At 72.5% G+C, this 13,487-nt stretch carries 13 protein-coding genes; 10 read left to right on the forward strand and 3 right to left on the reverse strand.

From position 1 onward, the window contains the following. Window position 1: 1 nt before the first annotated feature. Window positions 2–778, reverse strand: a complete 777-nt coding sequence (locus GA0070624_RS15085) for a cytochrome c oxidase assembly protein (protein WP_245719158.1) — start codon at window positions 776–778, stop codon at window positions 2–4. Then, on the reverse strand, window positions 778–1,299 hold the full coding sequence (locus GA0070624_RS15090) for a DUF2243 domain-containing protein (RefSeq protein ID WP_245718795.1): 522 nt from the start codon (window positions 1,297–1,299) through the stop codon (window positions 778–780). Before GA0070624_RS15090 ends, GA0070624_RS15085 begins: the two co-directional genes overlap by 1 nt. A 132-nt stretch (window positions 1,300–1,431) precedes the next feature. On the opposite strand from GA0070624_RS15090, the gene aroB reads away from it, so the two are divergent. From aroB to nusB, 4 genes are read left to right on the forward strand one after another with little or no spacing between them, the layout of a single operon-like run. Further along, window positions 1,432–2,508 carry a 3-dehydroquinate synthase gene (gene aroB, locus GA0070624_RS15095; protein ID WP_091341590.1) on the forward strand — a complete coding sequence of 359 codons (1,077 nt, stop codon included), beginning with the start codon at window positions 1,432–1,434 and terminating at the stop codon, window positions 2,506–2,508. Then, window positions 2,505–2,945: a type II 3-dehydroquinate dehydratase gene (aroQ, locus tag GA0070624_RS15100; protein WP_091341593.1), complete on the forward strand. Its 441-nt coding sequence runs from the start codon at window positions 2,505–2,507 to the stop codon at window positions 2,943–2,945. Before aroB ends, aroQ begins: the two co-directional genes overlap by 4 nt. A 55-nt stretch (window positions 2,946–3,000) precedes the next feature. Then, entirely contained in the window at window positions 3,001–3,558 is a 558-nt protein-coding gene (gene efp / locus GA0070624_RS15105) for an elongation factor P (protein ID WP_091341595.1), read from the forward strand. Window positions 3,559–3,581: 23 nt separating this feature from the next. Then, window positions 3,582–3,992: a transcription antitermination factor NusB gene (nusB, locus tag GA0070624_RS15110; RefSeq protein WP_176732022.1), complete on the forward strand. Its 411-nt coding sequence runs from the start codon at window positions 3,582–3,584 to the stop codon at window positions 3,990–3,992. A 106-nt stretch (window positions 3,993–4,098) separates the two neighbouring features. On the opposite strand, the gene bldD is transcribed toward nusB, so the two are convergent. Further along, window positions 4,099–4,587, reverse strand: coding sequence for a transcriptional regulator BldD (gene bldD, locus GA0070624_RS15115; RefSeq protein WP_013285505.1), 489 nt, complete (start codon window positions 4,585–4,587; stop codon window positions 4,099–4,101). A 282-nt stretch (window positions 4,588–4,869) separates the two neighbouring features. Between bldD and pyrR the strand changes: the two genes are divergently transcribed. The 6 genes from pyrR to GA0070624_RS15145 are packed head-to-tail and all read left to right on the forward strand — an operon-like array spanning window position 4,870 to window position 13,377. Continuing rightward, the gene (gene pyrR, locus GA0070624_RS15120; protein WP_091341601.1) at window positions 4,870–5,454 is read left to right on the forward strand and encodes a bifunctional pyr operon transcriptional regulator/uracil phosphoribosyltransferase PyrR; all 585 of its coding nucleotides are present in this window, start codon (window positions 4,870–4,872) and stop codon (window positions 5,452–5,454) included. Beyond that, window positions 5,451–6,440: an aspartate carbamoyltransferase catalytic subunit gene (locus GA0070624_RS15125; RefSeq protein ID WP_091341604.1), complete on the forward strand. Its 990-nt coding sequence runs from the start codon at window positions 5,451–5,453 to the stop codon at window positions 6,438–6,440. Before pyrR ends, GA0070624_RS15125 begins: the two co-directional genes overlap by 4 nt. Further along, window positions 6,437–7,768: a dihydroorotase gene (locus tag GA0070624_RS15130; protein ID WP_091341607.1), complete on the forward strand. Its 1,332-nt coding sequence runs from the start codon at window positions 6,437–6,439 to the stop codon at window positions 7,766–7,768. Before GA0070624_RS15125 ends, GA0070624_RS15130 begins: the two co-directional genes overlap by 4 nt. Next, complete coding sequence (gene carA, locus GA0070624_RS15135; RefSeq protein WP_091341610.1) at window positions 7,765–8,946, forward strand: glutamine-hydrolyzing carbamoyl-phosphate synthase small subunit; 1,182 nt, start codon at window positions 7,765–7,767, stop codon at window positions 8,944–8,946. The genes GA0070624_RS15130 and carA overlap by 4 nt, the downstream gene beginning before the upstream one ends. Next, window positions 8,939–12,316: a carbamoyl-phosphate synthase large subunit gene (gene carB / locus GA0070624_RS15140; RefSeq protein WP_091341613.1), complete on the forward strand. Its 3,378-nt coding sequence runs from the start codon at window positions 8,939–8,941 to the stop codon at window positions 12,314–12,316. Before carA ends, carB begins: the two co-directional genes overlap by 8 nt. A gap of 23 nt (window positions 12,317–12,339) precedes the next feature. Further along, window positions 12,340–13,377, forward strand: coding sequence for a quinone-dependent dihydroorotate dehydrogenase (locus GA0070624_RS15145; protein ID WP_091348884.1), 1,038 nt, complete (start codon window positions 12,340–12,342; stop codon window positions 13,375–13,377). The last annotated feature ends 110 nt before the right edge of the window (window positions 13,378–13,487 follow it).

A 13,487-nucleotide genomic window follows, 5' to 3' on the forward strand; every position in this document is an offset into this window, starting at 1 on the left:
ACTACACCGGCCGGGTCACCAGGTCACGTCTCCGTGCACTCTCCGGCCGCCAGGTCACCAACAGGGCGAGGGCCAGCAGGACCTCGGCCAGGTCGCCGCCGTAGTACATGACGGTGGCGCCGGCGCGCAGCTCGTCGACCGTGGCGGGGACGTCGACCAGCAGACCGGCGTAGAGGAGCTGGGCGATCGTGGCGTGCGCGGCTACCGCGACGCCGAGCACGACGAGGCGTACCGGCACCCGGGCGCGGTGCGGCCCCGGATCGGGGCCGACGATCGACCAGCTGAACAGGTAGCCGCTGAGCACGAAGTGCAGCTGCATCAGGCCGTGCAGGGTAGGGCTGCCCAGGGTGGCCCGGTAGAGCGGAGTCAGAAAGAGGAGCCAGAGCCCGCCGGCGGTGAGCAGCAGGCCGGCGACCGGGTGAGCGAGGACCCGGGAGGCCGGGTGCCGCAGCAGCCGTACCGCCGCCCGTCCGGTCCGCCGGTCGAGGCTGCGCAACGCCAGCGTGCCGGGAGCTCCGAGCACCAGGGCGAGCGGCGCCAGCATGCCGAGCAGGAGGTGCTGCCGCATGTGTCCGGCCAGATCGTGGGCCGGCCACGCCAGGCCCAGCACAAGCAGCGCCGTGCCGAGGCCGAAGCTCGTCGTCCGCAGATGGGGCCAGCCGCGCCGGGCCGGGTCCCGCTGCCGAAGCGCCGCGGCCAGGTAGACCCAGAACACCGCCAGGGGTACGAGCGCGACCGCCGGAAAGCCGGCGGCCGGATGCCCGGCGTGGGCGAGCATCACCGCCGCTCGGCCGCGCAGAGGTCCACCGCACCGGCTCGCCGCTGGACCAGCCAACCGACCACGACGAGGGCCGCCCCGAGTGCGAGGAAGCCGAGGTCCCAGGCGATCTGGTGCGGGCCGGTCCGGACGTGGTGGATGCCGAGCAGTTGGTGGTCGACGATCCCCTCGACCAGATTGAACAGGCCCCAGCCGACCAGCGCCCAGCCCCACAGCGCGGGGGAGCGCCACAGCCGTCCGCGGGAGCGGGTCACCCGGGAGTAGAGCATCGCCAGACCGGTCAGCACCGCCACCCAGGTCACCACGTGGAACAGGCCGTCCCACACGGTGTTCATCTGCAGTCCCGGCACGGTGTGCGTCGGGTACGCCTTGATCCCGACGTGGTCACTGTCGGTGCTGCTCAGCATGTGGTGCCACTGGAGAACCTGGTGCAGCAGGATGCCGTCGAGGAAGCCGCCGAGGCCGACCCCCAGAATCGTGGCAGGTACCCGGATCGCCGCGCGGTCAAAGGATGTGGTCACCACGGGAACCTCCGCAGTCGCTGCTTCCTGGGCCCTTGTCCGGGCCCTGTCCGGTCAAACGTCCGCAGGCCCGCCCGGTCACGGAGTGGACACTTTCCGCCGCCGGACGCCGGCTCGACTAGGCTGCCGGCGATGGACGAGGTGACCCGGATCCCGGTCGGCGGTGAGCGGCCGTACGACGTGCTCGTGGGACGCAACCTGCTCGACCCGCCGCCGCGGCTGCTGCCCGGCGCGAACCGGGTCGCGGTGCTGCACGCGCCGCCGCTCAAGGACCTGGCCGAAACGCTCGCCGAGCGGGTCCGCGCGGTCGGCGTCGAGCCGCTGCTGATCGAGGTGCCCGACGCCGAGGCGGGCAAGCGGATCGACGTCGCCGCCGCCTGCTGGGACCGGCTCGGCGAGGCGGGCTTCACCCGTACCGACGCGGTGGTGGGGGTGGGCGGCGGGGCGGTCACCGACCTCGCCGGCTTCGTGGCGGCCTGCTGGCTGCGCGGGGTGCGCTGGGTGCCGGTGGCCACCTCGCTGCTGGGCATGGTCGACGCCGCGGTGGGCGGCAAGACCGGGATCAACACCGCCGCCGGCAAGAACCTGGTCGGCGCCTTTCATCCGCCCGCCGGGGTGATCTGCGACCTGGCCACCCTCGACAGCCTGCCGGCGGCCGACCTGGCCGCCGGGATGGCCGAGGTGGTCAAGTGCGGCTTCATCGCCGACCCGGTGATCCTCGACCTGGTCGAGCGGGACCCGGCCGCCGCCATCGACCCGACCGGACCGGTGGCCCGCGAGCTGATCGAGCGGGCGATCCGGGTCAAGGCCGAGGTGGTCTCCGGAGACCTCCGCGAGTCCGGGGTACGCGAGGTGCTGAACTACGGGCACACCCTGGCCCACGCCATCGAGAAGGTGGAGGGCTACCGCTGGCGGCACGGGCACGCGGTCTCCGTGGGTCTCGTCTACGCCGGCACCCTGGCCCGGCTGGCCGGCCGGCTCGACGCGGCGACGGCGGAGCGGCACCGCACCGTGCTGACGGCGCTCGGGCTGCCGACCAGCTACCGGGCCGACGCGTGGCCGGAGCTGCTGGCCGCGATGCGGGTGGACAAGAAGGCCCGGGGCAGCAAGCTGCGCTTCGTGGTGCTGGACGGCCTCGCCCGGCCGGCGATCCTGGACGGCCCGGACGACGAGTTGCTGCACGCGGCCTACCGGGAGATCAGCTCGTGAGGGTTTACGTGCTCAACGGGCCGAACCTGGGCCGGCTCGGCACCCGGCAGGTCGACGTGTACGGGGTGACCAGCTACGCCGACCTGGTCACCATGTGCGTGGACACCGGCCGGGAGCTCGGCCTGGACGTCGTCGTCCGGCAGACCGACGCCGAGCACGAGCTGCTCGGCTGGCTGCACGAGGCGGCCGACGAGGGGGCGGCGGTGGTGCTCAACCCGGCGGCCTGGTCGCACTACTCGATCGCGGTGCGGGACGCCTGCGCGATGCTCCGGGGACCGCTGGTCGAGGTGCACATCTCCAACATCCACGCCCGGGAGGAGTTCCGGCACCACTCGGTGGTCTCCGCGGTGGCGACCGGGGTGATCTGCGGGCTGGGCGTGGACGGCTACCGGCTGGCCCTGCTGCACCTCGCCGGCCGCTTGGCGACGAGCGACTGAGCAGCAACTTGTAGACTTGCCAGGTCTGTCCGCCAAATCATGATCAAGGCAGGAAATGGCCACCACCAACGACCTCAAGAACGGCCTGGTACTCAACCTCGACGGGGAGCTTTGGTCCGTCGTCGAGTTCCAGCACGTCAAGCCCGGTAAGGGTGGCGCCTTCGTGCGCACCACGCTGAAGAACGTGCTGTCCGGCAAGGTGGTCGACAAGACCTTCAACGCGGGCACCAAGGTCGAGACCGCGACCGTCGACAAGCGCACCATGCAGTACCTCTACGCCGACGGCGAGGACTACGTCTTCATGGACCTGGAGACGTTCGATCAGATCACCGTCCCCGGCGGCACCGTCGGCGAGGCCGCCAACTACCTCCTCCCCGAGGCCGAGGCGACCGTCGCCACGCACGAGGGCGTTCCGCTCTACATCGAGCTGCCGACCTCCGTCGTGCTGGAGGTCACCTACACCGAGCCGGGTCTGCAGGGTGACCGCTCGACCGGCGGCAACAAGCCGGCCACCGTCGAGACCGGGGCGACCGTGCAGGTGCCGCTCTTCATCACCACCGGCGAGAAGATCAAGGTCGACACCCGCGACGGCCGTTACCTCGGCCGCGCCTGATGGCCGAGGGTCCCAAGCAGCAGATGCCTGCGCGCCGCAAGGCGCGCAAGCGGGCGCTGGATGTGCTCTTCGAGGCCGACCTGCGAAACCGGCCCCCGGTCGAGGTGCTCGCCGGCTACCTCGAGCGGATCGAGAAGCCGCGCCCCGAGCACCTGGGCTACGCGGTCAGCCTGGTCGAGGGCGTCGCCGCCCACCTCGACCGGATCGACGAGCTGATCGCCAGCTACGCCGAGGGCTGGACGCTGGACCGGATGCCCGTGATCGACCGCAACCTCGCCCGGATCGCGGTCTACGAGCTGCTCTACGTCGACGAGATCGACGACCCGGTGGCGATCAGCGAGGCCGTGGAGCTGGCCCGGCAGATGTCGACCGACGAGTCGCCGCGCTTCCTCAACGGGGTGCTCGGCCGGATCGCGGAGTACGCCACCCGCTGAGCGGTGCGGAGATCCGCCGCCCGCGACAGCGGCGTTGTGCCGCGCCACGCACGACGAGAAAGGGCCCGTGCCGTCCGGCACGGGCCCTTTCCGCTGCGCCAGCAGGTCAGGACGCGAAGAACGCCCGCGGGTCGGCGACCAGCACACCGTGCTCGGTGAGCCGCTCGATCAGGCCCGACGGCGAGGCGTCGTAGACGATCGCGAGGGCACGCAGGTCGTCGGCGCGGATGGAGAGCACCCGGCCGTTGTAGTCGCCGCGCTGCTGCTGGATGGCGCGGGCGTACCGGGCAACGTAGGCGAGGTCCTCGGAGGCCTCGTCGTAGAGCCGCTCCAGGTCCAGGACGATCTTGCTGGTCGGCTCGTGGCGCACCCCGCTGCCGTCGGGCAGCAGCTCCGAGACGGGAACGCGGTAGAAGTCGGCCAGCTCCGCCAGGCGGGACACGGTGACGGCCCGGTCGCCGCGCTCGTACGAGCCGACCACCACGGCCTTCCACCGCCCGTTCGACTTCTCCTCCACACCCTGCAGGGACAGGCCCTGCTGCTGGCGGATGGAGCGCAGGCGGGCGCCCAGCGACTTGGCGTATTCAGAGGGCATTCGGACACTCCCAGTGCTGCTCGGGGTTCTCCCAGCGATCGCTACGGAGCGTGACGGTAACGGGGATTGGGACACCGGGTCAAGGGGTCGTGACATTACCGTTGGGGAGCGCTGGGGGAGTTATCCCCATTTAGCCCGCTGATCGGGGGTCAGTACCGGTCGAGATCGGCCCTGTGACCGCTGGTAACGTGGCGTGAAGCCCCGGCCCGGCCGCTCGCGGCCCGCCGGATGACCAGACGTCCTTTAACGACCCGTCCAGTGAGGCGGGGAAGGAGGTCCGCCGTGGCCTACCCACCGGCTGCCCAGTCGTCGCCGCCGCGACAACCCTCGGTGAAGGTGATCCTCGCCGCCGCCGACGTGTCGCGGGTGGTCGACCGCATCGCCCACCAGATTCTGGAAAAGACCCAGGGCGCCGCCGACACCGTGCTGCTCGGCATCCCCACCCGGGGCGTCCCGCTGGCGAGGCGGCTCGCCGCCCGGATCGGCACCTTCGAGGACGTCTCCGTCCCGGTCGGCGTGCTCGACATCACCCTCTACCGCGACGACCTGCGCCGGCACGCCACCCGCGCGGTCGGCCCCACCGAGCTGCCGACGGGCGGGATCGACGGCAAGCGGGTCGTCCTCGTCGACGACGTGCTTTTCTCCGGCCGCACCGTCCGCGCCGCGCTCGACGCGCTCAGCGACGTCGGCCGCCCCGCCTCCGTGCAGCTCGCCGTCCTGGTCGACCGCGGCCACCGCGAACTGCCGATCCGCGCCGACTACGTGGGCAAGAACATCCCGACCGCGCTCGCCGAGAGCGTCAAGGTCACCCTCGCCGAGACCGACGACGCCGACGGGGTCAAGCTGTACGGGGGTGCCACCTCATGATCCGCCACCTGCTCTCCGGCGCCGACCTGGACGCGGCCACCGCCACCCAGATCCTGGACACCGCCGCCGAGATGGCCACCGTCGCCGGCCGCGAGGTCAAGAAGCTCCCCGCACTGCGCGGCCGGACCGTGGTGAACCTCTTCTACGAGGACTCCACCCGGACCCGGATCTCCTTCGAGGCGGCCGCCAAGCGGCTCAGCGCCGATGTGATCAACTTCTCCGCCAAGGGCTCCAGCGTGGCCAAGGGCGAGAGCCTGAAGGACACCGCGCTGACCCTGCAGGCGATGGGGGCCGACGCGGTGGTCGTCCGGCACCCCGCCTCCGGCGCGCCGCACCGGCTGGCGAACTGGGTGGACGGGTCGGTGGTCAACGCCGGCGACGGCACCCACGAGCACCCCACCCAGGCGCTGCTCGACGCGTACACGATGCGCTCCCGGCTGGGGCGGGTCGCCGGCCTGCACGTGGCGATCGTCGGGGACGTGCTGCACTCCCGGGTGGCCCGCTCCAACGTGCTGCTGCTCTCCACCCTCGGCGCCAAGGTGACCCTGGTCGGCCCGCCCACCCTCATCCCGGTGGACTGGGCCGCCAGGGCGGGCGCCGCGGCGCCGAGCCTCTCGCTCGGCGGCCCCGGCGAGGGCGGCGCAGCCGCGGCGTTCGCGCCGGGCACCGACGTCTCCTACGACCTCGACGCCGTTCTACCGAACGTGGACGTGGTGATGATGCTGCGGGTGCAGCGGGAGCGGATGAACGACTCCTACTTCCCCTCGGCCCGCGAGTACGCCCGCCGCTACGGCCTGGACGGCCCCCGCCTGCGCCGGCTCCCGGAGCACGCGATCGTGATGCACCCCGGCCCGATGAACCGCGGCATGGAGATCACGCCCGAGGCCGCCGACTCACCCCGCTCCACCATCGTCGAACAGGTCGCCAACGGAGTCTCCGTGCGGATGGCCGTCCTCTACCTGCTGCTCGGAGGGATCAACCGGTGACCGCGTACCTGATCAGGAGCGTGAGCGTGGTCGGCGCCGCGCCGACCGACCTGCTGATCCGCGACGGCGTCGTGGCGGAGACCGGCGCCGGGCTGACCGCGCCGGACGCCACGGTGATCGACGGCACCGGGCTGGTCGCGCTGCCCGGCCTGGTGGACCTGCACACCCACCTGCGCGAGCCGGGCCGCGAGGACGCTGAGACCGTCGAGTCCGGCTCCCGGGCGGCGGCGCTCGGCGGCTACACCGCCGTCTGCGCGATGGCCAACACCTCCCCGGTCGCCGACACCGCCGGGGTGGTCGAGCAGGTCTGGCGGCTGGGCCGGGAGGCCGGGCTGGTGGACGTGCAGCCGATCGGCGCGGTCACCGTGGGGCTCGCCGGCCAGCAGCTCGCCGAGCTGGGCGCGATGGCCGACTCGGCGGCCCGGGTGCGGATCTTCTCCGACGACGGGCACTGCGTCGCCGACCCGAAGCTGATGCGCCGGGCCCTGGAGTACGTCAAGGCGTTCAGCGGGGTCATCGCCCAGCACGCCGAGGAGCCGCGGCTCACCGAGGGCGCGCAGATGCACGAGGGTGAGGTCTCCACCCGGCTCGGGCTGACCGGCTGGCCGGCGGTCGCCGAGGAGGCGATCATCGCCCGGGACGTGCTGCTGGCCGAGCACGTCGGCAGCCGGCTGCACGTCTGCCACGTCTCCACCGCCGGCAGCGTCGAGGTGCTGCGGCAGGCCAAGGCGCGCGGGGTGAAGGTCACCGCCGAGGTGACCCCGCACCACCTGCTGCTCACCGACGAGGTCGTGAGCGGGAGGAGTGAGCTTGCGAGCCCCGCACTCGCGAACAACTGGAGCCCGGCGGCGACCTACGACCCGGTCTACAAGGTCAACCCGCCGCTGCGCACCCAGGCCGATATCGCCGCGCTGCGCGCGGCGCTGGTCGAGGGCGTGATCGACATCATCGCCACCGACCACGCCCCGCACGCCGTGGAGGACAAGGAGTGCGAGTGGGCGTACGCCCGGCCCGGCATGCTCGGCCTGGAGACCGCGCTGTCGATCGCGCTCGAGGTGTTCGGCCCGCAATGGGATCTGCTCGCCGAGCGGATGTCCCGCACCCCGGCCCGGATCGCCGGCCTGGACGGGCACGGCCTCGACCCGGCCCCCGGCGTGCCGGCCAACCTGACCCTGGTCGACCCGGCCGCCCGTCGCACCATCGAGCCGGCGGAGCTGGCCAGCCGCAGTCGCAACACCCCGTTCGCCCGCATGACGCTGCCGGGTCGCATCGTCGCGACCTTCCTGCGTGGCGAGCCGACGGTCCTGGACGGAAAGGCTGTCAAGTGAGCGCTAAGCGCAGGCCCGCGATCCTCGTTCTCGAGGACGGGCGCACCTTCCACGGCGAGGCGTACGGCAGCGTCGGTGAGACCTTCGGCGAGGCGGTCTTCAACACCGGCATGACCGGCTACCAGGAGACCCTGACCGACCCGTCCTACCACCGCCAGGTGGTGGTGCAGACCGCACCGCACATCGGCAACACCGGCGTCAACACCGAGGACGACGAGTCCGCCCGGATCTGGGTCGCCGGTTACGTGGTGCGTGACCCGGCCCGGATCGGCTCCAACTGGCGGGCCACCGGTGGCCTGGAGGACCGGCTGGCCGCCGAGGGCGTGGTCGGGATCAGCGGGGTGGACACCCGGGCGCTCACCCGCCACCTGCGCGAGCGCGGCGCGATGCGGGTCGGCATCTCCAGCCTCGACGACGACCCGCGCGCTCTGCTCGCCCGGGTGCGCCAGTCGCCGCAGATGGTCGGCGCGGACCTCTCCGCCGAGGTGACCACCGCCAGGCCGTACGTCGTCGAGGCGGTCGGTGCGCATCGGTTCACCGTCGCCGCGCTCGACCTGGGCATCAAGCGAAACGTGCCGCGCCGGCTCGCCACGCGCGGCGTCACCACCCACGTGCTGCCGGCCACCTCCACCATCGACGATCTGCTCGCCACCGGCGCGGACGCGGTCTTCTTCTCGCCCGGCCCGGGCGACCCGGCCACCGCGGACGGGCCGGTCGCCCTCGCTCAGGAGGTGCTGCGCCGCCGGGTGCCGCTCTTCGGCATCTGCTTCGGCAGCCAGATCCTCGGCCGGGCGCTCGGCTTCGGCACCTACAAGCTCGGCTACGGCCACCGGGGCATCAACCAGCCGGTGCTCGACCGGGCCACCGGCAAGGTCGAGGTGACCAGCCACAACCACGGCTTCGCCGTGCAGGTGCCGGGCGCCCAGGCGGGGGCGGTGGTCCCCGACCAGGTGATCGACACGGAGTTCGGCGGCGTCCAGGTGTCGCACGTCTGCCTCAATGACAACGTGGTCGAGGGGCTGCGGGCGAAGGACGTGCCCGCCTTCACCGTCCAGTACCACCCGGAGGCGGCGGCCGGCCCGCACGACGCGGACTACCTCTTCGACCGATTCGCGGAGCTGATCGAGGGCGCTGGCGGCCTCGACCGGAAGCGCAGTGAGGGCGGACAGAATGCCTAAGCGGACCGATCTCAAGCACATCCTGGTGATCGGTTCCGGGCCGATCGTGATCGGGCAGGCCTGCGAGTTCGACTACTCCGGCACCCAGGCCTGCCGGGTGCTGCGCAGCGAGGGGATCCGGGTCAGCCTGGTCAACTCCAACCCGGCGACGATCATGACGGACCCCGAGTTCGCCGACGCCACCTACGTCGAGCCGATCACCCCGGAGTTCGTCGAACTGGTCATCGCCCGCGAGCGCCCCGACGCGCTGCTGCCCACCCTGGGCGGGCAGACCGCGCTTAACACCGCCGTCGCCCTGCATGAGGCGGGCGTGCTGGAGAAGTACGGCGTCGAGCTGATCGGCGCCAACATCGAGGCGATCCGCCGCGGCGAGGACCGGCAGCTGTTCAAGGACATCGTGGCCAGGGCCGGCGTACGGATCGGCCTGGACGACCCGACCAGCCTGGTGCCCCGGTCCCGGGTCTGCCACTCGATGGCCGAGGTCGAGGCCACCGTCGGCGAGCTGGGCCTGCCGGTGGTGATCCGGCCGTCGTTCACCATGGGCGGTCTCGGCTCCGGGATGGCGCACACGCCGGAGGACCTCGAGCGGATCGCCGGCGCCGGCCTGGCCGCCAGCCCGGTGCACGAGGTGCTCATCGAGGAGAGCGTGCTCGGCTGGAAGGAGTACGAGCTCGAGTTGATGCGCGACCGCCACGACAACGTGGTGGTGGTCTGCTCGATCGAGAACGTCGACCCGATGGGCGTGCACACCGGCGACAGCGTCACCGTGGCCCCGGCCATGACGCTCACCGACCGGGAGTACCAGCGCCTGCGCGACCTCGGCATCGCGGTGCTCCGCGAGGTCGGGGTGGACACCGGCGGCTGCAACATCCAGTTCGCGGTCAACCCGGCGGACGGCCGGATCGTGGTGATCGAGATGAACCCGCGGGTCTCCCGTTCCTCCGCGCTGGCCTCGAAGGCGACCGGCTTCCCGATCGCCAAGATCGCCGCGAAGCTGGCCATCGGCTACACCCTGGACGAGATCCCGAACGACATCACCCTGAAGACTCCGGCGGCCTTCGAGCCGACCCTGGACTACGTGGTGGTGAAGATCCCCCGGTTCGCGTTCGAGAAGTTCCCCGGCGCCGACCCGGAGCTGACCACCACGATGAAGTCGGTCGGCGAGGCGATGAGCCTCGGGCGCAACTTCACCGAGGCGCTCAACAAGGCGATGCGCTCGATGGAGACCAGCCACGGAGGATTCTGGACTGTTCCTGATTCGGTCGTCGCTGCCGCGACGGGCGCGGACCCGGCCGGCGCGACCAGGGAGAACACCCTCGCCGCGCTGAAGACGCCGCACGACGGCCGGCTCTACACGGTGGAGCGGGCGCTGCGGCTGGGGGCCTCCATCGCCGAGGTCGCCGCGGCGTCCGGCGGGATGGACCCGTGGTTCCTGGACCAGATCGCCGCGCTGGTCGAGCTGCGCGCGGAGATCGTGGACGCCCCGGTGCTCGACGCCGACCTGCTGCGCCGGGCCAAGCGGGCCGGCCTGTCGGACCGGCAGCTGGCCGCGCTGCGCCCGGAGCTGGCCGCCGAGGATGGTGTACGCACGCTGCGGCACCGGCTCGGCGTGCGCCCGGTCTACAAGACCGTGGACACCTGCGCGGCCGAGTTCGAGGCGACCACGCCGTACCACTACTCGACCTACGACTCGGAGACCGAGGTCGCGCCCTCGGACCGGCCCAAGGTGATCATCCTCGGGTCCGGGCCGAACCGGATCGGCCAGGGGATCGAGTTCGACTACTCCTGTGTGCACGCCGTCATGGCCTTGCGCGAGGTGGGCTACGAGACGGTGATGGTCAACTGCAACCCGGAGACCGTCTCCACCGACTACGACACCGCCGACCGGCTCTACTTCGAGCCGCTGACCTTCGAGGACGTCCTGGAGGTCTGGCACGCCGAGAACTCCTCCGGCAAGGCGGCGGGCGGGCCGGGCGTGGTCGGCGTGATCGTGCAGCTCGGCGGGCAGACCCCGCTCGGCCTGGCGCAGCGGCTCAAGGACGCCGGCGTGCCGGTGGTCGGCACCTCGCCGGAGTCGATCCACCTGGCGGAGGAGCGCGGCGCTTTCGGCGCGGTGCTGGCCCGGGCCGGGCTGCGCGCGCCGGCGCACGGCATGGCCACCTCGTACGACGAGGCGAAGGCGATCGCCGACGAGATCGGCTACCCGGTGCTGGTTCGGCCGTCGTACGTGCTCGGCGGGCGGGGCATGGAGATCGTCTACGACGACGCCACGCTGCGCGACTACATCGGCCGCGCCACCGACATCTCCCCGGATCACCCGGTGCTGGTGGACCGCTTCCTCGACGACGCCATCGAGATCGATGTGGACGCGCTCTGCGACGCCGACGGCGAGGTCTACCTCGGCGGCGTGATGGAGCACATCGAGGAGGCCGGCATCCACTCCGGCGACTCCGCCTGTGCGCTGCCGCCGATCACCCTGGCCAGCTCCCACCTGGCCCAGGTGCGCCGGTACACCGAGGCGATCGCCCGCGGGGTGGGCGTCCGCGGCCTGCTCAACGTCCAGTACGCCCTCAAGGACGACATGCTCTACGTGCTGGAGGCGAACCCGCGCGCCTCGCGTACCGTGCCGTTCGTCTCCAAGGCGACGGCGGTGCCGCTGGCGAAGGCGGCCGCCCGGATCGCGCTCGGCGCCGCCATCGCCGAGCTGCGTGCCGAGGGCCTGCTCCCGTCGACCGGTGACGGTGGCTCGATGCCGGTCGAGGCGCCGATCGCGGTGAAGGAGGCGGTGCTGCCGTTCAAGCGGTTCCGCACGCCGGCCGGCAAGGGGATCGACGTGCTGCTCGGCCCGGAGATGAAGTCCACCGGCGAGGTGATGGGCATCGACACCAACTTCGGGCACGCCTTCGCCAAGTCGCAGTCCGCCGCGTACGGCTCGCTGCCGACCGCCGGGAAGATCTTCGTCTCGGTGGCCAACCGGGACAAGCGCGGCATGATCTTCCCGATCAAGCGCCTCGCCGACCTGGGCTTCGAGATCGTCGCCACCACCGGCACCGCCGAGGTGCTGCGCCGGCACGGGATCGCCTGCGAGCAGATCCGCAAGCACTACGAGGCCGGCGAGGGCGAGGACGCGGTGTCGCTGATCCTCGGCGGCGACGTGGCCCTGGTGGTCAACACCCCGCAGGGCTCCGGCGCGAGCGCCCGCTCGGACGGCTACGAGATCCGCAGCGCCGCGGTGACGGCGGACATCCCCTGCATCACCACGGTACCGGGCGCGGCCGCCGCGGTCATGGGCATCGAGGCGCACATCCGGGGCGACATGCAGGTCCGCCCCCTCCAGGAACTCCACGCCGCCCTGCGGGCCGGCGAGTGACCGCCCGGGGCGGGGGGTCGGGCGTGCTCTTCGAGCGGGTGGTACGGCCGCAGCTGTTCCGGGTCGGGGGCGGGGACGCGGAGGCGGCGCACGAGTGGACGCTGCGGCGCCTCGCCGCGCTGTCCCGGCGGCCGGCGGCCCTCGCCGCGCTGCGGGCGCGGTACGCCGTGCGGACGCCGCGGACCGTGTTCGGGGTGGAGTTTCCGAATCCGGTCGGACTGGCGGCCGGGATGGACAAGGACGGGCTCGCGCTGCCGGCCTGGCCGGCGCTGGGCTTTGGCTTCGTCGAGGTCGGCACGGTGACCGCGCACGCCCAGCCGGGCAACCCCCGGCCCCGGCTGTTCCGGCTGCGGGACAGCGAAGCCGTGGTGAACCGGATGGGCTTCAACAACGCCGGCGCCGAGGCACTCGCGGCCCGGCTGGCGGCGCTGCCCCGCCCGATCGGCGTGCCGCTGGGCATCTCGCTCGGCAAGTCCAAGGTGACCCCGTTGGACGCGGCGGTCGAGGACTACCTGGCCTCCTACCGGGCGCTGCGCGCGCACGGTGACTACTTCGCGGTCAACGTCTCCTCGCCGAACACCCCCGGCCTGCGGTCGCTGCAGGACAAGGCCCACCTGGACGCGCTGCTCGCGGCGCTGGTGGGGGAGAAGCCGGTGCTGGTGAAGATCGCCCCGGACCTGACCGAGGCGGCCATCGCCGAGCTGCTGGAGGTCTGCCTGGCCCGGGGCGCGGCCGGCGTGATCGCCACCAACACCACCCTGGCCCGTGACGGCCTCGCCGCGGCCGACCGGGAGCGCGGCGCCGAGGCCGGCGGCCTCTCCGGTCGCCCGCTCGCGGGTCGCGCCCGCGAGGTGGTCGCCTTCGTGCACCGGGAGACCGCCGGCCGGCTGCCGGTGGTCGGCGTCGGCGGCATCCTCGACCCCGACGACGCCGCCCGGATGTTCGACGCCGGGGCGAGCCTGGTCCAGCTCTACACGGGGTTCATCTACCGGGGTCCCGCCCTGGTCCGGTCGATCGCCGGGGCCGCGGCCGGCGCTCGGACGCCGGCGGGCCGGCGGTGACCCCCAGCGCGGCGGGAGCCTTCGCGACCCGCTTTGCTCTGCTGCCCCCGACGCAACGGCCGTCGTCCGACATCCGGACCCGGGGTGTTGCGGTCGCCGCAGCAGAGCAA

The organism is Micromonospora rhizosphaerae (genome assembly GCF_900091465.1).
In the GTDB taxonomy this organism is placed as follows: Bacteria; Actinomycetota; Actinomycetes; order Mycobacteriales; family Micromonosporaceae; genus Micromonospora; species Micromonospora rhizosphaerae.